This window comes from Pseudomonas sp. A1230 (genome assembly GCF_044218825.1).
Taxonomy (GTDB): Bacteria; Pseudomonadota; Gammaproteobacteria; order Pseudomonadales; family Pseudomonadaceae; genus Aquipseudomonas; species Aquipseudomonas iridis.
On sequence record NZ_CP162582.1, the window covers coordinates 5,241,256 to 5,263,589 of the forward strand.

The following is a 22,334-nucleotide window of genomic DNA, read 5'->3' on the forward strand; positions in this document are numbered from 1 at the left end:
GCTCCCACAGGGTTTATCGCAACAGTGAGTTTTTAGCCGGCCGCGCCGATTCCGGTATTGGTCCGCACCCTGCCTTCAAGCCTGCGCTTCAACCCACGCGACTCGATCACCAGCTTCGAGCCCTTCGCCGCATTCGCCCGGCCCCATTCTTCCAGCAACTCCAGACACGAATGGTCGATGTAGCTCAGATTATTGAGCGGCACATGCACCGTCGAGCCTGCTGGAATCGTGTTCAGCACCTGGGTCAGCGCCGGTACTTTGAGGAAGGTCGCCGCGCCGATCAGGCGTAACTCCATTTCCCCTTCCGGCGGCAGGTCGATCAAGCTGATCTTCAGGCGCGAGGCCTTGAAGGCCAGTTTCACCAGCGTCAGACCAAAACCGATCAGCACACCGGTCAGCAGGTCAGTGAAGATGATCGCCAGCGCCGTGGCGGCGTAGGTGAACATCGGCATCCGCCCATAACGGCCCAGACCACGGAAGGCTTTCAGGTCGACCAGTTTGAAGCCGGTATACACCAGCACACCCGCCAGACTCGCCACCGGAATGCTTTGCAGCACACTCGACAGCAACAGCACGAACGCCAGCAGCCACAGACCGTGGAAGATCGTCGAGTAACGCGTGGTTGCACCGGCCTGGACGTTGGCCGAACTGCGCACGATCACCCCGGTCATCGGCAGTGCGCCGAGCAGACCGCAGAGCATGTTGCCGACACCTTGCGCCGAGAGTTCACGGTCGAAGTCCGAACGCACGCCATTGTGCATGCGGTCTACCGCGGCGGCCGACAACAGGGTTTCCGCGCTGGCGATAAACGCCACGGCGAACGCGGCGATCAGTAGCGTCGGATCGGCCAGACTGAGCAGGTCTGCCGGTTTCAACCAGTCGATGGCTTCCGCCAGATTCGCCGGCACCTCAACCCGCTTCACCTGCAACGCCAGCAGCAGACTGGCGCCCGTCGCCAGGCCAACACCGAGCAATGCGCCGGGAACGAACCGCAGCGAGTGCGGGCGGAATTTCTCCCACAGCCACATCATCGCAATCGTCGACAACCCGAGCAGGCCTGCCTGCCAGCCAAACGACGGCAAGGCTTGCGCCACCGCGGCGGGGAATGCCGTAAGGTTATCCAGCCCGGAAGGTTTCGGCGACGCATCGAGCATCACATGCACCTGTGACAGCACGATCAACACGCCAATCCCGGCAAGCATGCCGTAGACCACCGCTGGCGCCGTGACCCGAAACCAGCAGCCGAGCTTCAGTCGCCCGGCCACCAGTTGCAGGAAACCGGCGAGTAGCAAAATCGGCCCGAGCATCTCGATACCGTGCTGGCGCACCAGTTCGAACACCAAAACCGCCAGACCCGCCGCCGGCCCGCTGACCTGTAACGGTGAACCCGCCAGCCAACCTACCACCAGACCACCGATGATTCCGGTGATCAAACCCTTCGCTGGCGGCAACCCTGAAGCGATTGCAATGCCCATGCACAACGGCAGGGCGACCAAGAACACAACCACGGATGCGAGCAGCTCCCGTGGCAACACAGCTTTCAATTGAGCAGCACGCATGGTGATTCTCCCGAAGTTTTCTTCAGGCGTGGCGAGGCCGGGCCGCTGAAACAGCGGCCGGCGTCAAACCACACAGATTGTCAGGAAGATTTAGAAGCGCGCTTTGGGCGTCGCCACCGGAATCGGATGGCTGCCATCGAGCGGCAGGAAACGGCCCTGATCCGCGTCGTAAGCTTTGATTTCACTGGTTTCGATGTTGTAGACCCAGCCATGGATGAACAGATGACCGTTCGCCATGCGTGAGGCTACCGAGGGATGGGTACGCAAGTGCTGCAATTGGGCGATGACGTTTTCCTCGGTGAGGATCGGCATACTTTCTTTTTCGTCGGCGCAGTGACAGTTCTCATGCACCATGGTTTTCGCGACTTCGGCGTGGCGCAACCAGGCTTTGACCGTCGGCATTTTTTCCAGGCTATCGGGGTTGAGCACCGCACGCATGGCGCCGCAATCGGAGTGGCCGCAGATGATGATGTGCTGCACGCCCAGCGCCAGTACCGCGTATTCGATGGCAGTGGAAACGCCGCCGTTCATCTGGCCGTAAGGTGGCACGACGTTGCCGACGTTACGCGTCACGAACAGATCGCCGGGCGAGCTCTGGGTAATCAGTTCGGGAACGATGCGCGAGTCGGCGCAAGTGATGAACATCGCCTTGGGCGCTTGTGCCGTGGCGAGTTTCTTGAAGAGTTCTTCCTGCTGCGGGAAGACCTCATGATGAAAATGTAAAAAGCCGTCTACGATCTGTCGCAGCGCTGCATCGGCGGATTCCGCTTCAGGGGTTTGCGCCGACGCAGCCAGCGGCTGTTTATCCTTGTCACTCATGATTCATCCTCTTTGGCGGATTCAGGGAGTCTTGCCCCGGTATTCCGGTATGAAGCCAGTGGCTGTTTAAAACATCCGGGTCATCCCGACCCGTCAGTCACTCGATGAACAAGGTAGCCGCCGAAACTTAACTCAAACTGAATCAAACGCTCTAGAACGTGTGTTCCAGGTCACAAAAAACGTGACTGAGGTTTTCGGCGGAAGGTTTCCAACCCCTCGACCATAAGTCAATTGTCGCTAAATCAACGACATCTGGCGACCCGGCGGACAGAAGGCCGTGCAATCGAGGTTGTAGCCTTCGCGATGATTGAGGCCAAGACGCTTGATCGCCTTGGCAAAGCGCTGGGCGAGCAGATCGGCGAACGGCCCTTCGCCCCGCATGCGCGCACCGAAACGGCTGTCATAAAGCTCACCGCCACGGCTCTGGCGAATCAGGCTCAGCACGTGTGCCGCCCGTTGCGGATAGTGCGCTTGCAGCCATTCCTCAAACAACGGCGCCACCTCCAGCGGCAGGCGCAGCATCATGTACGCAGCGCTTTGCGCACCGGCAGCGTGGGCTTCGGTGAGCAGGCCTTCGATCTCGCTGTCGTTGATCATCGGAATCATCGGTGAACACAGCACACCGACCGGAATGCCCGCTTCGCGCATCACCCGGATCGCCCGCAACCGCGCCTTGGGCGCTGCGGCGCGCGGCTCGAGGATGCGTTTGAGTTCGTCGTCCAGCGTCGTGAGGCTGATCATCACGGCCACCAGTCGCTGCTGCGCCAGTTCGGTCAGCAAGTCGAGATCGCGCAGGATCAGCGAGCCCTTGGTGACGATGGTTACCGGATGCCGATAGCGCAAAAGCACTTCGAGGATCTGACGGGTGATTTTATGTTCGCGTTCGATCGGCTGATACGGATCGGTATTGGAACCCAGGTTGATCGGTGCACATTGATAGCCGCGTTTGCTCAACTGTTCTTCCAGTACCTGCGCGGCATTGGTCTTGGCGATCAGCCTGGTTTCGAAGTCCAGCCCGGGCGACATGTCCCAATAGGCGTGGCTGGGCCGAGCGTAGCAATAGATGCAGCCATGCTCGCAGCCGCGATAGGGATTGATGGAGCGATCAAAGGGCAGGTCGGGCGAAGTGTTGCGGGTAATGATGGTTTTTGCGGTTTCGATCATCACCTCGGTGTTTTGCGTTTCGGGCACTTCCTGATACCAGCCGTCGTCCTCTGCCACCGAGCGGTTTGGCGCGAAGCGGTTGTGCGGGTTGGTCGCGGTGCCGCGACCGCGAGGGGGGAGAGGGCTGATCATTGGGCGAACCTCGTGTCTGTATATGCATACAGTATATGAGCAGGGCCGAGACGATCCAGTACCGTTCGGCCACAGAAAAACCGCCGCGGATCATTCTCGCGATTCTGTTCGCTGTTTATATAAATAGTTAGAACCAGAGACAACCCGGGAAACATATGTTTGGTTGTGAAGGGAAGTTATCAAATATAGCCTTCGCAACTTACCGGCACTGATGCCTGTGTATTAATTATAAAAGGATTTAATTTATGTCGTTTCTCAATCAGCGTGGTGTTTTTCTGCAAATGATGCTGCCGAGCCAATCTGAGCCCAATACCATTGTTTCGATGCAACTTGCTCGCAAGGAACTGGGCTGGGACGCGGAAGAGCAGCTGTCGACCGAGTCCTTGGTTGATTCGATTTATGTTGTCGCGGTGTCCAGCGATCGTGGCAAGTCGTTCACCATCCGCACCGATAAGAAGGATGTGGACGGCGACGGCGATATTGATAGTGATGACAAGGCCAAGTTGGAGGCATTGGCCAAGGCTTATGTGAGTATCGTCAATCCGTAACAGAAAGTTTTACTGCGTTTTAATCGGCGCAAAAGAAAGCCCTGCACAGATGGTTTATGCAGGGCTATTCATTGCCAATCAATTCCTTTCGGCGACCCGGTTAACGCGAGTCGGGCAACGGGTTCATCCAGCGAAGCCTCTCATTGAAACAAACGAATTCGCGATATTGACGAAAATCAGTTTGTCATTGGCATCAGAGTCTTCATCACCGTCAGCATCGATGTTGAATTTGCCTTCGCCCTCCAATGTATCCTCCACCTTATAAAAACCTGTGGCATTGATCTTTAACTTTACGTTAGCGTCAGGCTGAGACAGATCGTGATTTGAAACTTTGAATAGATCAATATTCACGCATGTCGGTTTAGCCGTTCTCGCTTGACCGTCAGACGATATGAGGATGCAGCTGTACAGGCGACCCTCGCCCACAGTGCTCAAACCTGCCAACTTCGAGGCCAGACTCGCCGCGACGGTATAGGTGTCCGTGTCAAATTCATCTACCCCGTCATTTCCCTCGACATCATCCACCCCTTCGGCGCGGTCGTATTCCCCCTGGGCGTTGGCGTAAGTCGTGACAACTGCATCAGGTTTGAGATTGTTCGCATAGCCATTGTTATAACGGGAAATTACAGCTTCTTGCTTACCGTCTGCATTAATGTCCTTAAACTCAACCACGACTGAATAGCTCATGTGATTTGCTCCATGCCTGCGCAATATCGAGATTTGAATTGCGTCAATCAGACAGTAAGTCAGACGGCAAATAACAGCTACTGTCAGAGTTGACAGGTGTATGTATTTACAGTTGTGGTTTTCGGCGCGTGGAAAGTTACATCGACTGTTCGGATATGCACCCTGCCAAGTCTGACAGTAGATGAGATTTTCCCCTGGTTTTAGTGCCCAGAAACGAATGCCCGCTGATCCAGCATAGAAATACATGCTGTATCGGCGGGCTAGGCACTCCGACAGTCAGTTATGCGTGGTGACCTGTCCCAGATCATCCCCGGACGTTGTCTGCATATCGTTCTTGCGCAGGTTGGCGACATCGGCAGCCTTCACCGGCGCGCCCTTGTTACCCCAACTACCACGAATGAAGCTCACCACGTCCGCGACTTCCTGATCCGATAACCGCCAGGCAAAACCAGGCATGGTGAAAGTCGATGGCGCAGTGTGCGTCGCGGGCAATGTACCGCCCTTGAGCACAATGTGAATCAGCGAGGTCGGGTCGTCTGATTGCAACACCGGGTTGCCTGCCAGCGCCGGGAACACACGGGTGTAACCGTGACCGTCGGTGCGATGGCATGCCGCGCAGTTGTCGATGTACACCGAGGCGCCGCGCTGGCTGTCATCACCGTTCCACAGGGCCTTGGCGGCTGTCGCGTCGTATTGGTGTGGCTGATCGTTCGGATCATTGGCCGGCAATGACTTGAGATAGCGCGCAATCGCCGTCAGGTCGGCGTCGGTCATGTACTGCATGCTGTGGGTGACCACATCGCTCATGCCGCCGAACACGGCGCTGCGATCACTGCGGCCGGTCTTGAGGAATTGCACCAGTTGCTCCTCGCTCCAGCTGCCGAGCCCATCCTTGTGATCGCCACGCAGACTCTTGGCGATCCAGCCTTCCAGCGGCGCGCTGCCGGCCAGAAAGTGGTTGCCATCGGCCGCACTCAGGGATTTTTCCTGCATGGTCAGGGCACGCGGCGTATGGCAGGCGCCGCAATGTCCGAGCCCTTCTACCAGATACGCCCCACGATCGATCACCGGGTCGTCTGACGTCGACTTGTAGTCCTCGACCTTCGGCGCAAACATCCAGCGCCAGCCCATCAGTGGCCAGCGCATGCTCAACGGCCATGGAATGTCGCTGGTCTTGTTCTCTTGCGCGACGGGTTCAACGCTGTGCATGAAGTACGCGTACAACGCTTTCATGTCGGTTTCGCTGACACGGGCGTAGGACGGATACGGCATCGCCGGGTACAACGTACTACCGTTTTTGGCGACGCCATGACGCACTGCCTGATCAAAGTCCTCGAAGCTGTAATCACCCACGCCGGTTTTATCCGGGGTGATATTGGTCGAGTAGATCGTGCCGATCGGGGTTTCCATTGGCAGGCCCCCGGCGAACGGCTTGCCGTTTTTCGCGGTGTGGCAAGCCACGCAGTCACCGGCGCGGGACAGATATTCACCCTGCTTGATCAAGGATTGATCGACTTCGGCCGCTTGCAAAGCAGCACTGCCGAGCAGCGCAAGGGACGCGATAACAAACTTCTTCATGGTCATCGCTCCTTAAGCCTGAACCAGCGGGCCGGGGTTTTTCAGGTATTGCTCGCGGATCGCCTTCGCCGACCAATAGGTCAACGCCGCGACCAGACCGGTCGGGTTGTAGCCCAGGCCTTGCGGGAATGCCGAGGCGCCCGGAACGAAGACGTTGTGCACGTCCCAGCTCTGCAGGTAACGGTTCAACGCGCTCTTCTTCGGATCGGTGCCCATGATCGCGCCACCGTTGAGGTGGGTGGTCTGGTAGGACGCCGTATTGAAGTGGTCGCCGACTTTCTTGCCGATCACCGCAATGGCTTTCGGGCCCATCGCTTCGGCGACCTTGCCCATTTTCTCGACCATGAAGCGGTTCATCTTGATGTCGTTTTCCTGCCAGTCGAAGGTCATGCGCAGCAGCGGCAAGCCGTAGGCATCGCGGTACACCGGATCGAGATCGAGGTAGTTACCTCTGTAGGACTGATGCGCGCCGTGGGCGTCCATCGACACCTGGTGGGTGTAGTAATCGGCGGTCGCGCGTTTCCATGCGCTGCCCCAGGCCGGCGTGCCCGGCGGGTTCGAGGTGCCGGCAATCGGTCGGCTGCCGGCCTGGTTGACCCACATCGGCGAGCCGCCGACGAAGCCGTGCGGGCCGTGGTCGAAGTTGTCGGCGTTGAAATCATCCAGCGCCACACCGTTACCGCCGGCCCCGATGAAGTTGTTGGTGTGGGTGTCCTTGTCGAAGAACGCCTTGATCGTTGCCATGTTCTGGTAAGCGAAGTTGCGCCCGACCACGCCTTCGCCGCTGATCGGATCGTAAGGCTTGCCGATCCCGGAGAGCAGCATCAGTCGCACGTTGTGCAACTGGAACGCGCCGAGGATCACCAGATCCGCCGGTTGCTCGATCTCCCGACCTTGCGCATCGATGTAGGTGACGCCGGTGGCTTTGGTTTTGCTGCTGTCGAGATTGACCCGCAGCACATGGGAATTGGCCCGCAGCTCGAAATTCGGCAACGGTTTGAGCGCCGGCAGAATGTTCACGTTCGGCGAGGCTTTGGAATACATGTAGCAAACGTAACCGCTGCAAAATCCGCAGAAGTTGCACGGGCCCATCTGCGCGCCGTAGGGATTGGTGTACGGCCCTGAAGTATTTGCCGAAGGCAGGTTGTAGGGTTTGTAGCCAACCTCTGTGGCTGCTTTGCCGAACAGCTGTGCGGAAACCGTGTTCTTCTGCGCTTCCAGCGGGAAAGGGTTCGAGCGGTCCGGCGCGTAAGGGTTACCCCCCTTGCCCTGACCGACCAACTGACCTTTGACGGTCCAGGCCTGGCCCGAAGTGCCGAAGACTTTTTCGGCGTAATCGAAGAACGGCTCCAGCTCTTCATAGCTGACGCCGAAGTCCTGAATGGTCATGTCCTTGGGAATGAAGCTTTTGCCGTAGCGTTCTTCGTAGTGGCTGCGCATGCGCAACTCGATCGGGTCGACGCGAAAGTGCACACCCGACCAGTGCAGCCCGGCGCCGCCGACGCCATTGCCCGGCAGGAACGCACCCAACTGGCGGTTCGGCAGGGCGATGTCGTTGACGCTGTGGCGAATGGTGACGGTCTCTTTGGAGATGTCCTGAAAGAGTTTTTTGCGCACGCTGTAGGTGAGTTCGTCGATCACCTGCGGATAATTGCCGTCGGGGTAGGTGTCCTGCATCGGCCCGCGCTCCAGCGCCAGCACGTTGAGGCCGGCTTCGGTCAGTTCCTTGGCCATGATCGCGCCGGTCCAGCCAAAACCGACGATCACTGCGTCGACCTTCTTCATTACGGTTGCCATGCTCACGCCCTCTCGCCGCGAATCGAAACTGCCGGGAAGGGGTATTGCTCGTTGCGTTCCACCCAATCCATGAAATCGGCGCGGGCGCCGGGGAAGCCGATCATGGTCCAGCCGACCATGCCTTTATTGCCGCCATGGATCGGGTCGCAGAAGAATCCTTCTTTGGTGTTTTGCAGCAGCAGGTTGAAGAAAATCTTCGCCGGGACGCTATCGAACTGCGGTTTGCCGGCTTCGAGTTGCTTGAGCAAATCGTCTCGGGTAGCGCTGTCTTGCTCAGCAAATGTTTTACCGTTGAGGGCTTTGGTCCACTGATCCGTGGCGGCGATGCCGAGACGATAGATCTCTTTAGGGACCAATTTGCTTTGCCAACCCATCTCCGGCGCCGCTTCAGCGTTGAACGGACCCTGCATGTACCAGAGGGCTCCGGCAGCGTAGGGCGTGTTCATTTGACGATCGATGTATTCCGGCACGCCCGCTTCGATCGCACCTGGGCCTTGAGCGTCAGCGGGAATCAGCTGCGCCACGGCGGCATTGATGAAGGCCCATTCCTCTGCGGTGAAATAGCTCGGCTGATAAACGCCCGCGTCAGCGCGAGCCGGTGGCGCCGCGGGTGTGGCCGGAGCGGCTTCAGGCGAGGCATGCAGAACACTGCTGCCCAAACCGGTGCCGGCGAGGGTGACCACTGGAATCAGGGTCAGGGATTTGCGTAAAAAATCACGCCGCGGGTTGTCTCGATTTTCATCAGACATTGGGTTGCACCTCATCAGGCATCAAGATTGGTCAACCGTTTCTGCGAACGGCTTGAGGATTTGCTGTCGCGACGTGGCCGGTTTGACCCGTAAAAGGGGGACGTGTCTGCAACAAGATGTGACAAATGGTAGCAGGCTAAGCATCTGGATGAATCGATAAAGCGCAAAAAAGACTGGAATTGCGCGGGGAGGGTTGAGGAAAGAATGCCGATTCACGCTTCTTTGACACCCGGCTCACGGGGCTTTGACCGCCAAACGGCGACGCTGAGGCTCCTGTCACTGAAAATCCCGATACGGTTAATCCAGCATGTCCCGAGTGCATTTTTTTCCTGCTGTGTGCTTGTCGCTTGTAATGCTCCTGCAGTTGTTTCCGGCACAGGCTGCCGAGCCTGCGGCCCTTCGTCCTGCGCAATGGGCGCAGCCGATTGAAGTGCAATACAACCTGTTCCAGATGTCGCCAACGCTGTACCGCAGCGCGTTGCCCGACGACGGTGCTGTGCCGTTATTGAAAAATCTGAAAGTGGCCACGGTCATCAACTTCCTGCCCGAAGCCGATAGCAACTGGCTGTCCACGCCCGGCATTCATCAAGTGCAATTAACGTATCGCACCAACCACGTCGACGACAGTGATGTGCTCAAGACCCTGCGTGCGATTCAGGAAGCCGAGGCCAGTGGCCCGGTGTTGATGCACTGCAAGCACGGTTCCGACCGCACCGGGCTGATGGCCGCGATGTACCGCGTAGTGGTGCAAGGCTGGAGCAAAGAGGACGCTCTGAACGAAATGACCCAAGGTGGTTTTGGTGAAAGCGGCCACTTCCGCGACAGCGTGCGCTATGTGATGCAGGCTGATGTCGACAAGCTGCGTACCGCGCTGGCCAATGGTGATTGCAGCACCAGCGCGTTTGCGACCTGTTCGCTGAAGAGCTGGTTTCAGACGGTTAATCTGAAGTGATCAATCGGTGGTGGCTGCAAAGAGTTGCGTGTCGACCGGTTGGCCGAGAAAGGCTTCCAGCGCGGTCAGCAACGAGCCGGAGTCGCCAGGGGCAAAGAACGCCTCGCGAAAAGCGCGGCCCGCTTGCGGGTTGAAAACCCCGTCCCGCTGGAACCGCTTGAACGCTTCGGTCGCCAGCACCCCTGACCACTTGTAGGCATAGACCGACGCTTCGTAACCGGTCACCAGGTAATCAAAGCCAAAGGCGAAACGGTGATAACCCGACAGTCGCAGGTGCGGCATCTCGCGTTGCAAATCCTCGAAGACCTGTTCGATGCTGCGGCCATCACCATGGCTGCGATGCAACTCCAGATCAAACAACGCCGTCAGCAGCAGTAGGGTGGTTGAGCGACTGGTCTGGGCGCCAAGCGCAGCCAGTGCGGTGTTGACTCGCGCCGCTGTCAGACGTTCGCCGCTCTGGTAATGCGCCCCCAGCCACAGCAGAAAGTCTGGCGACTGACACCAATGCTCGAACAGCTGCCCGGCGAATTCCGCCGTGTCGCGTCCCAGTTGAGAGATCCCCGCCAGGTTGCGATGGGGCGAGCGCGTCAGCACATGCTGCAAACAATGGCCGAACTCGTGAAACAGCACCCGCAGGTTTTCGTGGGAGAGCAGGCACGGGTGCGCTTCGGTGGCAGGCGGGAAATTGCAATTAAGGCAAGCGATCGGCAGCGCTGGTCGCCCCTCGGCATTGATACTGCGAATGCGTAACACGGAGGTGAACGCAAAATCAGTGGCGTCTTCGCGGTGGAAAGGGTCAACGTAGATGTGCCCGATCACTTGCCCGTGCTCGCTGATATCCAACAGTCGGACGCTGTCATGCCAGTGGCTGAGTGCTGTCTGCTCGACGATGGTGATGCCAAACAGGTGCTCGCAGAACCGGCAGAGTTTACGCAACGTGTCATCAAGCGAAAAATACTGGCGCAAGCCTTTTAGCGCCCCGTTCAATTGTTGCAGGCGTAATTGCTCGGCGAGAAATTCCTCATCCCACGGTTGGATATCTGCATACCCCAGGGTGAGCGCAAAGGCTTTCAACCCCTGCGTATCACTCAGCAGATGCGGCGTATTCAGTACTATTTGCTGGCGTATAAACGCACTGACTTGCGCCGGGGAGGTGGCCATACGGTTTGCCAGGCGCAACTCGACGAAATTCTCGAAGCCCAATAATTGGGCTTTTTCGTGGCGCAACGCGACCAGCACCGAGAGGACCGGATCGTTGTCGAGTTTTTCTGCCTGCGGGCCTCGATCAGACGCGCGGTTGATCCAGGCCGTGAAGTACTCTTCACGCAGCGCGCGGTTTTGCGCATGAGTCATGATTTGTCGATAGGTGTTCTGATCCAGCGTGAGCAACCAGCCGCTGTGTCCAGCCGATTTCGCCTTGAGGGCCAGACGTGCCTGTACCTCGGCAGACAGGCCTTGAAGTAGCGTGATGTCGTTGATGCGCTTGCTCCACGCGGCGTTGGCCAGTTCCAGATTGCTTTGAAACAATTGCTCCAGATTCCGGATATCCCGGCTCAGGCGGGCAAGTTTTTGCTGTTGCGCTGGCTGCAGTTCGATACCGGACAAGCGGAAACTGCGCAGAATCTTCGCCAGCGAGGCTTTGCGCTGATCATCGAAACTGGCGGCAACCGCACTTTGCGCCAGGCGTTGATAGGTCCGGTACAACTCGAGATTGGCGGTCTTGTCGTCTATGTATTGGCCTGCAGCGTGGCTGCACAACGCGCTTTCCCTGAGCCAGTCGGCGTCGTCGGATTTGACCTTCGATAGCGTGTCGATAATGCCCACTGCTTCCGTCAGGCGCGCATCGGCCGAATCGATGGCCACCACCAGATCATCCCAGTTTGGATGCTCGGTCTGGCTGGCGATCACTTGGGCAATGATCTGCTGGTTTTCGGCAACGATCACGTTGATGGCGGGCAGCAGATGCTCGGCGCGAATGTCCGACCACGGGGGCAATGACCAGTGTTGTAAAAGCGGATTGGTGTCAGGCATGACGTCTTCCTTGAGGGTTGGCTGAAAGGGCCAGCCTAGGCAGGAAGCGCAGGGGAAGGGCGGTAGATAGTTACCACCTTCCACCGCTGATCGGTGGAAGGTGGTACTGACTCAATGTTGCTCGTCAGGCTTTTTCGCAAGTTTCGGATTAGGGAAAAACTGCACTGCCTGGACTTTCTTGTCCGCTGGCGGTTTCAGCGCGCTGGTGTTGACCCGCGTGCCCAGCTCCTTTGGAACCGACAGCCCTTGCTCGTTCAGCGTGTCGGAATAACCGCAGGCCACGCATTCGCGGTGGGGCACGGTGTCCTCGTTCCACATCATCAGTCTGTCCGGCTCGCTGCACGCCGGGCAGACAGCCCCGGCGATAAAGCGTTTTTTGGTGATCACTGGCCCCTCACTCATGCTGCCGCGCCCTCGGTCAGGCCGCTGTGACGCAACAGTGCGTCAATCGATGGCTCACGGCCACGGAAGTCGACGAACAGCACCATCGGCGCTTGCGAGCCGCCGCGCGCCAGAATCGCTTCGCGGAAGGCGCGACCGGTTTCAGCGTTGAGCACACCGTCTTCTTCGAATTTCGAAAACGCATCGGCCGACAGCACTTCCGCCCACTTGTAGCTGTAGTAACCCGCCGCGTAACCGCCGGCGAAGATGTGCGCAAAGCTGTTGGGGAAGCGGTTGTAGGCCGGAGGACGCATCACCGACACCTCGTCACGTACGCCTTCGAGCACTTGCAGCGGGCTGCGGCCATCACCGTGAGTGGCATGCAGTTCGAAATCGAACAGCGAGAATTCCAGCTGACGCACCATCATCAGGCCGGACTGGAAGTTCTTCGCCGCGAGCATTTTTTCCAGCAGGTCCTGAGGCAGCGCTTCGCCGGTTTCGTAGTGACCGGAAATCAGCGCGAGGCCTTCCGGCTCCCAGCACCAGTTTTCCATGAACTGGCTCGGCAGCTCGACCGCATCCCACGCCACGCCGTTGATGCCCGACACGCCGGCATGCTCGACGCGGGTCAGCAGGTGATGCAGGCCGTGGCCGAATTCGTGGAACAGCGTGGTCACTTCATCGTGGGTCAGCAGTGCAGGCTTGCCGCTGTCGGCCGGGGTGAAGTTGCACACCAGATTGGCGACCGGGCTTTGCAGCACGCCATCGACAGTACGGCGACGGTCGCGGGCGCCGTCCATCCACGCACCGCCACGCTTGTTGGCGCGGGCATACAGATCGAAGAAGAAGCGGCCGACGTGCTGGCCGTTTTCCTTGATTTCGAACAGGCGAACATCCGGGTGCCATGTGTCGAAGCCTTTCTGCTCGGCGATCTCGATGCCGTACAGACGCTGGACGATGGCGAACAGACCATCGAGAACCTTGTCGATCGGGAAGTAGGCGCGCAGGGTTTCCTGGGCGACGCTGTAGCGTTGTTCGCGAAGTTTTTCGCCGTAGAAACCCACATCCCAGCTTTGCAGATCAGCGCAACCCTGCTCGGCGGCGTAGGCGCGCAGTTGTTGCAGATCCTGGGCGGCGAACGGCTTGCTGCGTTTGGCCAGATCGCGCAGGAAGCTCAGCACCTGATCGCTGGACTCGGCCATTTTGGTAGCAAGGCTCAACTCGGAGAAACTGGCGAAGCCCAAGAGTTTTGCCAGCTCCTGACGCAGGTCGAGAATTTCTTCCATCACCGGACCGTTGTCGTTCTGACCGGCGTTCGGGCCTTGATCCGAGGCGCGGGTGCAGTAGGCGGCGTAGACTTCTTCGCGCAGCGCACGGTCCTGGGCGTAAGTCATCACCGCGTAGTAGCTTGGGAATTCCAGGGTGATCAACCAGCCATCGAGGTCCTTGGCCTGGGCCGCGGCAGCCATTTGCGCCTTGGCCGAATCGGTCAGTCCGGCGAGGACGGCTTCGTCGGTAATGTGCTTGGTCCACGCTTGAGTGGCATCGAGCAGCTGGTTGGAGAAACGGCTGCCCAGCTCGGACAGCTTGCTTTGCACTTCGGCGTAGCGCTTCTGTTCGGCCTCCGGCAGGTCGATGCCCGACAGACGGAAGTCACGCAGGGCATGTTCCAGGATAGTTTTTTGCGCGACGTCGAAACCGGCGGCTTCCGGACTGTTGGCCAGCGCTTCGAAGGCCTGGAACAGTTCGCGGTTCTGGCCCATCTCGGTGGAGTAGGCGCTCAACGCTGGCAGGCACGACTCGTAGGCTTCACGCAGTTCGGCGCTGTTGCACACGGCGTTGAGGTGGCTGACCGGGCTCCAGGCTGCGCCGAGGCGATCATTGAGTTCGTCCATCGCCAATACCAGGCCGGCCCAGGTAGGGTTCTGGCCTTGGCTCTTGAGGATTTCGGCGATGGCGACGCGGTTGTCGGCCAGGATGGTTTCGATGGCTGGCAGGACGTGTTCGGCACGGATCGTGGAGAACGGCGGCAGGTCGTAGGACTGCAGAAGAGGGTTGTTCACGCTCACGGTTGGCACCTTGGCTGGAAGAAACATGTGCCCATCTTAATTACAATCGACACTCACCGCAGCTATCGGCGACAGAGAGAGAACTAATCGTGTCCCTTCGCAAATACCAGAACCATACCCCGCAGTTGAGCAAAGGCGCCTTTGTCGACGGCTCCGCGGTGGTGATCGGCGACGTCGAAATCGGCGAAGACAGCTCCGTCTGGCCGCTGACAGTCATCCGCGGCGACATGCACCGCATCCGCATCGGTGCGCGCACCAGCGTGCAGGATGGCTGCGTGTTGCACATTACCCACGCCGGCCCGTTCAACCCCGATGGCTTCCCGTTGTTGATCGGCGATGATGTGACCATCGCCCACAAAGTCATGCTGCATGGCTGCACCGTCGGCAGCCGCGTGTTGATCGGCATGGGCAGCATCGTCATGGACGGCGCGGTGGTCGAAGACGACGTGATCATCGGCGCTGGCAGCCTGGTGCCGCCGGGTAAGCGTCTGCACAGCGGCTTCCTTTACGTGGGAAGCCCGGTGAAACAGGTCCGGGCGCTGACCGACAAGGAAAACGCCTTCTTCACCTACAGCGCGGCGAACTACGTGAAGCTCAAGGACCTGCACCTGGCCGAAGGCTACGACACACTCTGAATCGAATTCGCGACTGCTCAGGAATATTCATGCATTACCAGACCGTACTGTTCGACCTCGATGGCACCCTGACCGATCCGCGTGAGGGCATCACCCGTTCTATCCAGTTCGCGCTGAGCAAACTTGGCATTGATGAGCCAGACCTGACCAAGCTTGAGCACTTCATCGGCCCGCCGCTGTTGCAGGCATTCATGCAGTTTTACGACTTTGATGAAGCGAAGGCGTGGGAGGCGGTGAATTTCTATCGCGAGCGCTTCAAGGTCACCGGCCTGTATGAAAACCGCGTGTTCGAGGGCGTCACGCCGCTGCTGGAAACCCTGAGTGGCCAAGGTCGGCAGCTCTACATCGCAACGTCCAAACCCTGGGTGTTCGCCCGCGAGATTGCCCGGCACTTCGACTTTGCCCGGCACTTCAAGGTGATCTACGGCAGTGAGCTGGATGGCACGCGGACCAACAAGGTTGAGCTGATTGCGCACCTGCTCGCGGAAGAAGGGCTGGACCCGGCGAACACCTTGATGATCGGCGATCGCAAGCACGACCTGATTGGCGCGCGCAGCAATGGTCTGGACGCGGCGGCGGTGGGTTATGGGTTTGGCAGTTTTGAAGAGTTGAATGCCGAGACACCGGCTTATCACTTTGAAACGCTGGCCGAGTTGCACCAGGCATTTTTGCAGCGCTGATCAATACGTCATCGCTGGCAAGCCTGCTCCCACATGAAAGCGGTGTCACCAGGGGCACCGCATTCACTGTGAGATCTGTTCCCACAGGTAAGTGGTTTCAAGTTCAGCAAAATCCCTGTGGGAGCTGGCTTGCCAGCGATGAGGCCGGATCAGCCACTGAAGGGCTAAGAGTCTGCCAAAGTTTTCAATGCCAATTTACGCTCCACAACCGGCAACCCACCCAGCCTCTCGACCTCCGCATAAAACTTCAGCCAATCCCCTCCAACTTGGCTGAACAATGCCGCAAACGCCGGCACCCATTGGTCATATAGCCCGAAGGGCAGCAGCCGCGCATTGTTCAGCGGCGTATTCACCCAGGCGTCATAACGCTTGTCCCCGGCCCACTGGCTGTCACGCATCACCCGGTAATCCCGGCGAAACTGCTCGAACTCGGCCGCTTTGCGCTCGCGCATCTGCTCGACGGGCAGCGGCTGTGCATACAACGTCTCCAGCCGCGAGCGCGTAGCAAGTACCAACGCGATGAACTGATCACGCTGCTTGAGTCGGGAGTTGGTATCCGCCGGCAATCCGCGAAACGCCCGCCATTGCCGAGTACCTTCCTGCTCGACAAACGTGGCAAACGACTCGTTGAACTCGGTGTCGTCCTTCACATAGAACTGCTGATGCGCCAGTTCATGGAAGATCAGCGTGGCCAGGCGTTCGTCGCCCCAGCCCATCATCGAATTGAGGATCGGGTCGTTGAACCAGCCCAGCGTCGAATAGGCCTCGACACCGCCAATTGAAACGTCCATGCCCTGCAAGCGCTGGATCGCAGCTTCACCCCGCGCGGCGCTCTGACTGTAATAACCGCGATAGGCCACGCACCCGGCAATCGGGAAGCAGTGGTTTTGCGGGGTCAGGGAAAACTCTGTGGTGGTGAATACATTCCACACCACGAAAGGCCGGCAAATGTCGGCGTACAGGCGATAACTCTGGTTGTCCGGCAGATGCAGGTGTTCGCTGGCAAAAGACCGGGCCTGCTGCGACTGGACCAGGTGCGTGCGTAATTTCGCATCGCGGCTTGGGTCGGCAATCACGTTGGCGACCGGTTCGCGGGCCTGCAGCAATTGCCACTGACCGCTGGCCAGCTGGCTGTAATAGCTGACGCTTGCACAACCGTTGAGCAACAAAAGCATCACACCCGGAAACAAAATCCGAAAAACGCGATCAAGTAACCGATGGCTTGGAAGCGGCCTGATCAAAATAAGAAACCCTCTGGAAAGTCTGCCCGCAAGACTATCCCGCCCATTGGAGCTTCGCTATGCGCATGTTGATGCTGACAGGAGGCCTGCTGACGCTGGCCGGTTGTGCCGGATTCGGAATGCCCGATCCTGACCCTTCGCAAGCCTGGATCGATCTCGATGCCCGGCAGCAGGACACGGCGCTACAGGCGCTGCAAGTCGATAGCAAGGCCGCCGTCGACAACCGTTATTTCGAGGTGCAGCCCGGCAGTCATGAACTGAAGGTGCGTTATCAATTCCCGGTCGAGGCGACGAATATCGGCCCGAACGCCGAGCCGCTCTGGCGTGATTGCCAGTTGAGCGTGAAATTCAAGGACTTCAACGCCGGCCAGCGTTATCAGTTGCAGGCCGGCAGTATCGGTTTCCGCCCGTGGGCGAAACTTTATGACGAGCAGCGCAAAGTCGTCGGGCAGGGTACGCCGGCGGGCTGTCAGAAAACCTGATCGGCGCTATGCTGGCACTCTCATCCAAAGGACATTGATCATGCGCAGGTTAACGCTGTTGCTTGCAGCAAGTGTGGTTGCCGGCTGCCAGAGCCCGATGCCGGCGGTCGATCCCACCATGGCCTGGGTCGACTTTGCCATGCCCACCCCCGGCGGCAAGGTGTTGATGGCCGATCGAGTGGACAAGCAAAGGATGACCGACGGACGTTTTTTCCAGGTCACGCCGGGGAGTCACGAACTGAGGGTGCGTTTTGATTTCGAGGTGTTTGGCGGCGGTCAGGGCATGGACACCGATCCGCAGGAGCGGCTGTGTTACATGACCGTGCGTTACGATGATTTCGAGGCGGGGCAACGTTATCGGCTGGAGGCACGGTCGCTGGCCTTTACGCCAAGCGCCCGGTTGATCAATAGCCAGGGGCAGATCGTTGCCAAGGAACGACAGGTCAACTGTGTACCTTGAGCGACTTCAGTCCTCGTTCTTCTGATAGACGATTGCTTTGGTGCCGTTTTCACACGAGCCTACGACCATGGCGATGTCGTGCTTTTCGGCCTCTGCCTTGCTGACGATTTCCAGCGTGTAGGACGGCACGGCTTTAGCCTGAATCTTGATTTCGATCTCTTTGCGGAGTTCTTCACAGTCTTTAGGTGCGGCAAAAGCGGAGGTGGCCAGTGCACTGCAGAGAATCGCCAAGCCAATACGTTTCATGAATGAAGCTCCTTGAGGCAGCGCGCACGGGCGTGCGCTGAAGCTGCTGTCACGTATACGACCACATTTTTGAAACGCGAGTTCTGACTTCGCTCACAAACTTTGATCAGCTTTTGCCCCCCCGTGATAATTTCCAGATCGTCTTCGCGAACAGGCTCGCTCCTACAGAGTTTTGTGGCGTTCACATAACCCTGTGGGAGCGAGCCTGCTCGCGAAGGCGTCGGCACTGCCAAAGCCCGAATCAGCCTTGGAACATCAGCTGACCAGCGAAGCCTCAAGGGTAATCTTCGCATTCAACACCTTGGACACCGGGCATCCTTCTTTGGCTTTGTTGCTGAGCTCTTCAAACTGCTCTTGGGTCGCGCCCGGAATTTTCGCCTTGAGAATCAGCTTCACCGCGGAGATCGCGAAACCGCCCTCAACCTGATCGAGCGTGACTTCAGCCTGGGTGTCGATGCTGTCGGCCTTGAGGCCGGCATCGCCGAGAATCATCGAAAACGCCATGGAGAAACAGCCGGCATGCGCCGCGCCGATCAGTTCTTCAGGGTTGGTGCCTTTGCCGCCCTCGAAGCGCGCCTTGAAGCCGTAGGGTGCTTCTCTGAGGACGCCGGTTTCGGTGGAAATCGAGCCGATGCCGGTTTTCAGATCACCTTCCCAATGTGCGGATGCTTTCTTCACGATAGCCATGTCTGCCTCCTCAAGATCTGGCGCGGGACGCCGCGCCTTCGTGGTTTTTGCTTGCAAGGCTTCTGAGGATAGACGTCGGGACAAAGTTCAGCCTATCTGAATCGTTGACTTTTTTAGTAGGATTTTTCGTCCTGCTATTGAAACTCGGGTATATGCCCTCATTGCATAGAACACGCTTATGGATTCGGCAGGTTTTCGTTTGCGAGAAGAACCTGCCTCCTCACTCGGAGACGCAGGTTTATGAAGCAACTGTCCGACGTAAAATTTTCCACCCTCGATCTGGTGCCCGTGCGCGAGAACGGCAGCCCGGCGCAGTCGCTGCGCAATTCGCTGGACCTGGCGCAGCACGCCGAGAAATTCGGTTACACGCGGTTCTGGGTGGCTGAACACCACAACATGGACGGCATCGCCAGTTCCGCCACCTCGGTGCTGCTCGGTTATCTGGCGGGCGGTACCTCGACCATCCGTGTCGGTTCTGGCGGGGTAATGCTGCCTAACCATGCGCCGCTGGTGATCGCCGAACAGTTCGGCACACTGGAAAGCCTGTATCCGGGTCGTATCGATCTCGGTTTGGGCCGGGCGCCGGGTTCCGATCAAATGACTGCTCGCGCACTTCGCCGTGAGCGTTCCGGCAGTGCTGACGACTTCCCGGAAGACGTTGCCGAGCTGGCGCGTTATCTCGGCCCGCGCACCCCGGATCAACGGGTGATCGCCATGCCCGGCACCGGTACCAATGTGCCGATCTGGCTGCTCGGTTCCAGCCTGTTCAGTGCGCAACTGGCCGGCGAGCGCGGTTTGCCCTACGCCTTCGCCTCGCATTTCGCCCCGCGCTTCATGCACGAGGCCATCCGCGTCTACCGCAATCACTTCAAGCCGTCGGCGGTGCTCGACAAGCCTTACGTGATGCTCGGTGTGCCGCTGGTGGCGGCGGACACTGATGAGCAAGCCGATTACCTGGCGACTTCGGTGTACCAGCGAATCCTCGCGTTGATGCGTGGGCAAAGCCTGGTGCAGCGCCCACCGGTGAAAACCATGGATGGCCTGTGGCTGCCCCATGAGCGTGAAGCGGTGGGAGATTTCCTGGGTCTGGCGATGGTCGGCAGCCCGGCGAAAATCCGCGCGAAACTGGAGGTGCTGATTGAGCAAACCCAGGCTGATGAGCTGATCTTTACCTCTGACTTGTATGAACATGCCGATCGCGTGCGTTCGTACGAATTGCTGGCGCAGGTGATGAAGGGCTAACTGAATCTCGCCCCGCTGAAAACGTGTAGGAGCTGCGGCACGCTGCGATCTTTTGATCTGGATCTTGAGAACAGGATCAAAAGATCGCAGCGTGCCGCAGCTCCTACATTGAAAAATGGTTGCCCACAAAAAAGCCGACGCATTCGCGTCGGCTTTTGCATTTCAGGCGCAATCAACCGCGTTTGTAGACGATTTCCTTGGCGCCGCCTTCACAGCTGCCAACGACCTTGCCGTCAGCTGCCGCTCCCTTGTCGACGATCTCCAGCGAATACCCGGAAACGCCCTTGGCATCCAGTTTCGCCGCAATCTCTGCCTTCAGATCTTCACAAGGCTTGCCGGCTGCAAATGCACCACCCGCAAGGCTCAACAAACCTACTGCCAACATGAACTTCTTCATCGGTCGCACTCCCTGGTCGGATTAAAAGAGGCGGGCATCGGGTTATTCACCCGACGTGCCCACCTTGTAGCGCTTTGCCATTCCTATGGCACTCGGCCAGCGCGCAAGTTCAGAAGCGTAGACCAAACTCAGCTACTGGCGATGCGGAACCCGACTTTCAGTGTCACCTGAAAGTGCGCAGCTTTACCGTCCTTGATGTGGCCGCGCGTCTCGGTCACTTCAAACCACTCCAGATGCTTGATGCTTTTGTTGGCTTCTGCCAACGCATTGTTGATGGCGTCTTCGATGCTGGTTGGGGACGAGCCGACCAGCTCGACTTTTTTGTACGTGTGGTGGTCAGTCATGGTGATCTCCTTGGGATGTGGAATTGAGACTAGCAGTGAATTTGCACTGTTGATTTCGGCGGCTTTGCGCAAGCGAAGTTCAGAATTTCTGCACTTTCTCAATCCGCTGAAGTCCCAATCAACACACGCCACTCATCACCAATGCAGGAGAGCCACCATGGCCAACACCTCTTTACGTAAAGCCTCATTGCAAAGCATGGAAGCGGAGATCGAGAGTCTGCTCAAGTCGTTGGAAGGCCTGAAAGACGACGCTTCGGACGAGTCGCGCAAGACTCTCAAGGCGCTGAAAAGCAATGCCGAAAGCGCGCTGAAACATTCGCGTCACCTGCTCAGCGATGCCTACGAAGAAGTCAAAGTGAAAACCCGCGAGACCGGGATCGCCACCCGCGATTACGCGCAGGAACATCCATGGACCACCGCCGGTGTGGCGGTGGGTGCTTTGGGTCTGCTGGCCGCTTACTTGCTGTTCAAGCGCGGCGAGTGATCCGGCTGGCGCAGCTCTTGTTTGAGCCAGTGCGCCAGTTGCCGGGCGCGCCCATCCGCGGCGCGCTTGGGTAGCCACAACGCCAGTTGCGCCGGGGTTTCACAGAAGCCCCACGGCGCAACCAGGCGACCGGCCTTCAAGTCTTCGGTGACCAGCGGCTCCGGCGCGATAGCCACCCCAAGGCCCGCCACTGCGGCTTCCAGCAAATAATACAAATGCTCAAAACCTTGCCCAAGCTTCAACGTCTTGGCGTCGAGGTGATTTTGCTGTGCCCAGCTCGGCCAGGCTTGCGGCCGCGATGTCGTGTGCAGCAAGGGTTCGTCGAGCAGCGCTGAGGCGGGCGCCGTTTGCAGGCGTTGATATCCGTTGAACAGCGGGCTCATGACGGGACCGATGCGTTCTGCAGCCAGCTCGTAAACCTGCATGTCTGCGGGCCAGGGTGGTTCTGCGAACAGCAGTAACGCGTCCAGTCCCGGTCGCCTCGGGTCGAGATCACCTTCACCCGCCGATAAATGCAGGCGCAGATCCGGTAGATCGGCATTCAGCCTTCCCAATCGCGGGATGAACCAGCGTGCCAGCAAGCTTCCCGAGCAGCCGAGCACGAACGGCGCATCGGCTGTACGTTGCGTCAGCTCGGCACAAACACTGCGCAAGCGATCAAACGCCTCGCCGCTGGCATCGCGTAAACGCACACCGGCATCTGTGAGTTTCAAGCCGCGTCCATCCTTGACGAACAGGCTGACGCCAAGGTGTTCTTCGAGCACCTTGAGCTGGCGGCTGACCGCGCCATGGGTCACGTGCAGTTGTTCGGCGGCCTGGCTGACGCTGTTCAGCCTGGCAGTGGCTTCGAAGGCGCGCAAAGCGTTGAGCGGGGGAAGGTCGTGGCTCATGGTATCTGTGAGTTTTCCTGACAGGTTGCGGCGATCTTATCGGTTTTCAGCATAGAAGGTCAGGGGTAGAGTGGGCGTCA

Annotated in this window: 24 protein-coding genes; 8 read left to right on the forward strand and 16 right to left on the reverse strand. The window is 58.6% G+C overall.

Translation table 11 applies throughout. From position 1 onward, the window contains the following. Window positions 1–32: 32 nt before the first annotated feature. From AB4P97_RS24555 to AB4P97_RS24565, 3 genes are all read right to left on the reverse strand, one after another. The gene (locus tag AB4P97_RS24555) at window positions 33–1,559 is read right to left on the reverse strand and encodes a SulP family inorganic anion transporter (protein WP_395601724.1); all 1,527 of its coding nucleotides are present in this window, start codon (window positions 1,557–1,559) and stop codon (window positions 33–35) included. A 90-nt stretch (window positions 1,560–1,649) separates the two neighbouring features. Further along, window positions 1,650–2,378, reverse strand: coding sequence for a carbonic anhydrase (locus AB4P97_RS24560; protein ID WP_047299211.1), 729 nt, complete (start codon window positions 2,376–2,378; stop codon window positions 1,650–1,652). 237 nt (window positions 2,379–2,615) lie between these two features. Next, window positions 2,616–3,674, reverse strand: coding sequence for a PA0069 family radical SAM protein (locus AB4P97_RS24565; RefSeq protein WP_042556979.1), 1,059 nt, complete (start codon window positions 3,672–3,674; stop codon window positions 2,616–2,618). 245 nt (window positions 3,675–3,919) lie between these two features. Between AB4P97_RS24565 and AB4P97_RS24570 the strand changes: the two genes are divergently transcribed. After that, window positions 3,920–4,222 (forward strand): hypothetical protein, encoded by a 303-nt coding sequence (locus AB4P97_RS24570; RefSeq protein WP_042556980.1) that lies wholly within the window; start codon window positions 3,920–3,922, stop codon window positions 4,220–4,222. A 123-nt stretch (window positions 4,223–4,345) separates the two neighbouring features. On the opposite strand, the gene AB4P97_RS24575 is transcribed toward AB4P97_RS24570, so the two are convergent. The 4 genes from AB4P97_RS24575 to AB4P97_RS24590 all read right to left on the reverse strand — a co-directional run bounded on the left by AB4P97_RS24575 (window position 4,346) and on the right by AB4P97_RS24590 (window position 9,033). Beyond that, window positions 4,346–4,909 (reverse strand): hypothetical protein, encoded by a 564-nt coding sequence (locus AB4P97_RS24575; protein WP_042556981.1) that lies wholly within the window; start codon window positions 4,907–4,909, stop codon window positions 4,346–4,348. A gap of 276 nt (window positions 4,910–5,185) precedes the next feature. Beyond that, window positions 5,186–6,487, reverse strand: coding sequence for a c-type cytochrome (locus AB4P97_RS24580; RefSeq protein WP_395601725.1), 1,302 nt, complete (start codon window positions 6,485–6,487; stop codon window positions 5,186–5,188). A 12-nt stretch (window positions 6,488–6,499) separates the two neighbouring features. Beyond that, on the reverse strand, window positions 6,500–8,284 hold the full coding sequence (locus tag AB4P97_RS24585; protein WP_042556983.1) for a GMC family oxidoreductase: 1,785 nt from the start codon (window positions 8,282–8,284) through the stop codon (window positions 6,500–6,502). Window positions 8,285–8,286: 2 nt separating this feature from the next. Next, window positions 8,287–9,033 carry a gluconate 2-dehydrogenase subunit 3 family protein gene (locus AB4P97_RS24590; protein ID WP_042556984.1) on the reverse strand — a complete coding sequence of 249 codons (747 nt, stop codon included), beginning with the start codon at window positions 9,031–9,033 and terminating at the stop codon, window positions 8,287–8,289. Window positions 9,034–9,340: 307 nt separating this feature from the next. Between AB4P97_RS24590 and AB4P97_RS24595 the strand changes: the two genes are divergently transcribed. Beyond that, window positions 9,341–9,985, forward strand: a complete 645-nt coding sequence (locus AB4P97_RS24595; RefSeq protein ID WP_273877460.1) for a tyrosine-protein phosphatase — start codon at window positions 9,341–9,343, stop codon at window positions 9,983–9,985. On the opposite strand, the gene AB4P97_RS24600 is transcribed toward AB4P97_RS24595, so the two are convergent. From AB4P97_RS24600 to prlC, 3 genes are all read right to left on the reverse strand, one after another. After that, entirely contained in the window at window positions 9,986–12,016 is a 2,031-nt protein-coding gene (locus tag AB4P97_RS24600) for a M3 family metallopeptidase (RefSeq protein ID WP_395601726.1), read from the reverse strand. It lies immediately after the preceding gene. 111 nt (window positions 12,017–12,127) lie between these two features. Beyond that, the gene (locus AB4P97_RS24605; protein WP_042556987.1) at window positions 12,128–12,418 is read right to left on the reverse strand and encodes a YheV family putative zinc ribbon protein; all 291 of its coding nucleotides are present in this window, start codon (window positions 12,416–12,418) and stop codon (window positions 12,128–12,130) included. Next, window positions 12,415–14,466: an oligopeptidase A gene (gene prlC / locus AB4P97_RS24610; protein WP_395601727.1), complete on the reverse strand. Its 2,052-nt coding sequence runs from the start codon at window positions 14,464–14,466 to the stop codon at window positions 12,415–12,417. Before prlC ends, AB4P97_RS24605 begins: the two co-directional genes overlap by 4 nt. Before the next feature lie 89 nt (window positions 14,467–14,555). Here prlC and AB4P97_RS24615 point away from each other — a divergent pair, with 89 nt between their 5' ends. Together AB4P97_RS24615 and AB4P97_RS24620 are read left to right on the forward strand one after the other, a co-directional pair. After that, on the forward strand, window positions 14,556–15,101 hold the full coding sequence (locus AB4P97_RS24615; protein WP_042556988.1) for a gamma carbonic anhydrase family protein: 546 nt from the start codon (window positions 14,556–14,558) through the stop codon (window positions 15,099–15,101). Between the two features lie 29 nt (window positions 15,102–15,130). After that, on the forward strand, window positions 15,131–15,781 hold the full coding sequence (locus AB4P97_RS24620) for an HAD family hydrolase (protein WP_042556989.1): 651 nt from the start codon (window positions 15,131–15,133) through the stop codon (window positions 15,779–15,781). A 164-nt stretch (window positions 15,782–15,945) separates the two neighbouring features. Here AB4P97_RS24620 and AB4P97_RS24625 read toward each other — a convergent pair whose 3' ends face one another. Then, complete coding sequence (locus AB4P97_RS24625; RefSeq protein ID WP_395601728.1) at window positions 15,946–17,022, reverse strand: aminopeptidase; 1,077 nt, start codon at window positions 17,020–17,022, stop codon at window positions 15,946–15,948. Window positions 17,023–17,081: 59 nt separating this feature from the next. Between AB4P97_RS24625 and AB4P97_RS24630 the strand changes: the two genes are divergently transcribed. Then, window positions 17,082–17,504: a hypothetical protein gene (locus tag AB4P97_RS24630; protein ID WP_047299218.1), complete on the forward strand. Its 423-nt coding sequence runs from the start codon at window positions 17,082–17,084 to the stop codon at window positions 17,502–17,504. Between the two features lie 40 nt (window positions 17,505–17,544). Continuing rightward, window positions 17,545–17,964: a lipoprotein gene (locus AB4P97_RS24635; protein ID WP_047299219.1), complete on the forward strand. Its 420-nt coding sequence runs from the start codon at window positions 17,545–17,547 to the stop codon at window positions 17,962–17,964. A gap of 6 nt (window positions 17,965–17,970) precedes the next feature. Here the strand turns inward: AB4P97_RS24635 and AB4P97_RS24640 are convergent, their stop codons facing one another. Both AB4P97_RS24640 and AB4P97_RS24645 read right to left on the reverse strand, forming a co-directional pair. Then, entirely contained in the window at window positions 17,971–18,210 is a 240-nt protein-coding gene (locus AB4P97_RS24640; protein ID WP_115147873.1) for a DUF1161 domain-containing protein, read from the reverse strand. 255 nt (window positions 18,211–18,465) lie between these two features. Next, window positions 18,466–18,897: an OsmC family protein gene (locus tag AB4P97_RS24645; protein WP_042556994.1), complete on the reverse strand. Its 432-nt coding sequence runs from the start codon at window positions 18,895–18,897 to the stop codon at window positions 18,466–18,468. 240 nt (window positions 18,898–19,137) lie between these two features. On the opposite strand from AB4P97_RS24645, the gene AB4P97_RS24650 reads away from it, so the two are divergent. Then, entirely contained in the window at window positions 19,138–20,139 is a 1,002-nt protein-coding gene (locus AB4P97_RS24650) for an LLM class flavin-dependent oxidoreductase (RefSeq protein ID WP_042556995.1), read from the forward strand. Between the two features lie 172 nt (window positions 20,140–20,311). Here AB4P97_RS24650 and AB4P97_RS24655 read toward each other — a convergent pair whose 3' ends face one another. After that, window positions 20,312–20,536 (reverse strand): DUF1161 domain-containing protein, encoded by a 225-nt coding sequence (locus tag AB4P97_RS24655; RefSeq protein ID WP_042556996.1) that lies wholly within the window; start codon window positions 20,534–20,536, stop codon window positions 20,312–20,314. A 128-nt stretch (window positions 20,537–20,664) separates the two neighbouring features. Further along, window positions 20,665–20,880: a dodecin gene (locus AB4P97_RS24660; RefSeq protein WP_042556997.1), complete on the reverse strand. Its 216-nt coding sequence runs from the start codon at window positions 20,878–20,880 to the stop codon at window positions 20,665–20,667. Window positions 20,881–21,037: 157 nt separating this feature from the next. Between AB4P97_RS24660 and AB4P97_RS24665 the strand changes: the two genes are divergently transcribed. Next, window positions 21,038–21,364: a YqjD family protein gene (locus AB4P97_RS24665; RefSeq protein WP_042556998.1), complete on the forward strand. Its 327-nt coding sequence runs from the start codon at window positions 21,038–21,040 to the stop codon at window positions 21,362–21,364. On the opposite strand, the gene AB4P97_RS24670 is transcribed toward AB4P97_RS24665, so the two are convergent. After that, entirely contained in the window at window positions 21,337–22,254 is a 918-nt protein-coding gene (locus AB4P97_RS24670; RefSeq protein ID WP_042556999.1) for a LysR family transcriptional regulator, read from the reverse strand. The two genes, AB4P97_RS24665 and AB4P97_RS24670, sit on opposite strands and share 28 nt — an antisense overlap. Between the last annotated feature and the right edge of the window lie 80 nt (window positions 22,255–22,334).

What these genes read in the sequence shown, in the direction of transcription:
- AB4P97_RS24555 (WP_395601724.1), bottom strand. Translation starts at nt 1,559, where the DNA reads ATGCGTGCTGCTCAATTGAAAGCTGTGTTGCCACGGGAGCTGCTCGCA.
- AB4P97_RS24560 (WP_047299211.1), bottom strand. Translation starts at nt 2,378, where the DNA reads ATGAGTGACAAGGATAAACAGCCGCTGGCTGCGTCGGCGCAAACCCCT.
- AB4P97_RS24565 (WP_042556979.1), bottom strand. Translation starts at nt 3,674, where the DNA reads ATGATCAGCCCTCTCCCCCCTCGCGGTCGCGGCACCGCGACCAACCCG.
- AB4P97_RS24570 (WP_042556980.1), top strand. Translation starts at nt 3,920, where the DNA reads ATGTCGTTTCTCAATCAGCGTGGTGTTTTTCTGCAAATGATGCTGCCG.
- AB4P97_RS24575 (WP_042556981.1), bottom strand. Translation starts at nt 4,909, where the DNA reads ATGAGCTATTCAGTCGTGGTTGAGTTTAAGGACATTAATGCAGACGGT.
- AB4P97_RS24580 (WP_395601725.1), bottom strand. Translation starts at nt 6,487, where the DNA reads ATGAAGAAGTTTGTTATCGCGTCCCTTGCGCTGCTCGGCAGTGCTGCT.
- AB4P97_RS24585 (WP_042556983.1), bottom strand. Translation starts at nt 8,284, where the DNA reads ATGGCAACCGTAATGAAGAAGGTCGACGCAGTGATCGTCGGTTTTGGC.
- AB4P97_RS24590 (WP_042556984.1), bottom strand. Translation starts at nt 9,033, where the DNA reads ATGTCTGATGAAAATCGAGACAACCCGCGGCGTGATTTTTTACGCAAA.
- AB4P97_RS24595 (WP_273877460.1), top strand. Translation starts at nt 9,341, where the DNA reads ATGTCCCGAGTGCATTTTTTTCCTGCTGTGTGCTTGTCGCTTGTAATG.
- AB4P97_RS24600 (WP_395601726.1), bottom strand. Translation starts at nt 12,016, where the DNA reads ATGCCTGACACCAATCCGCTTTTACAACACTGGTCATTGCCCCCGTGG.
- AB4P97_RS24605 (WP_042556987.1), bottom strand. Translation starts at nt 12,418, where the DNA reads ATGAGTGAGGGGCCAGTGATCACCAAAAAACGCTTTATCGCCGGGGCT.
- AB4P97_RS24620 (WP_042556989.1), top strand. Translation starts at nt 15,131, where the DNA reads ATGCATTACCAGACCGTACTGTTCGACCTCGATGGCACCCTGACCGAT.
- AB4P97_RS24630 (WP_047299218.1), top strand. Translation starts at nt 17,082, where the DNA reads ATGCGCATGTTGATGCTGACAGGAGGCCTGCTGACGCTGGCCGGTTGT.
- AB4P97_RS24635 (WP_047299219.1), top strand. Translation starts at nt 17,545, where the DNA reads ATGCGCAGGTTAACGCTGTTGCTTGCAGCAAGTGTGGTTGCCGGCTGC.
- AB4P97_RS24640 (WP_115147873.1), bottom strand. Translation starts at nt 18,210, where the DNA reads ATGAAACGTATTGGCTTGGCGATTCTCTGCAGTGCACTGGCCACCTCC.
- AB4P97_RS24645 (WP_042556994.1), bottom strand. Translation starts at nt 18,897, where the DNA reads ATGGCTATCGTGAAGAAAGCATCCGCACATTGGGAAGGTGATCTGAAA.
- AB4P97_RS24650 (WP_042556995.1), top strand. Translation starts at nt 19,138, where the DNA reads ATGAAGCAACTGTCCGACGTAAAATTTTCCACCCTCGATCTGGTGCCC.
- AB4P97_RS24655 (WP_042556996.1), bottom strand. Translation starts at nt 20,536, where the DNA reads ATGAAGAAGTTCATGTTGGCAGTAGGTTTGTTGAGCCTTGCGGGTGGT.
- AB4P97_RS24660 (WP_042556997.1), bottom strand. Translation starts at nt 20,880, where the DNA reads ATGACTGACCACCACACGTACAAAAAAGTCGAGCTGGTCGGCTCGTCC.
- AB4P97_RS24665 (WP_042556998.1), top strand. Translation starts at nt 21,038, where the DNA reads ATGGCCAACACCTCTTTACGTAAAGCCTCATTGCAAAGCATGGAAGCG.
- AB4P97_RS24670 (WP_042556999.1), bottom strand. Translation starts at nt 22,254, where the DNA reads ATGAGCCACGACCTTCCCCCGCTCAACGCTTTGCGCGCCTTCGAAGCC.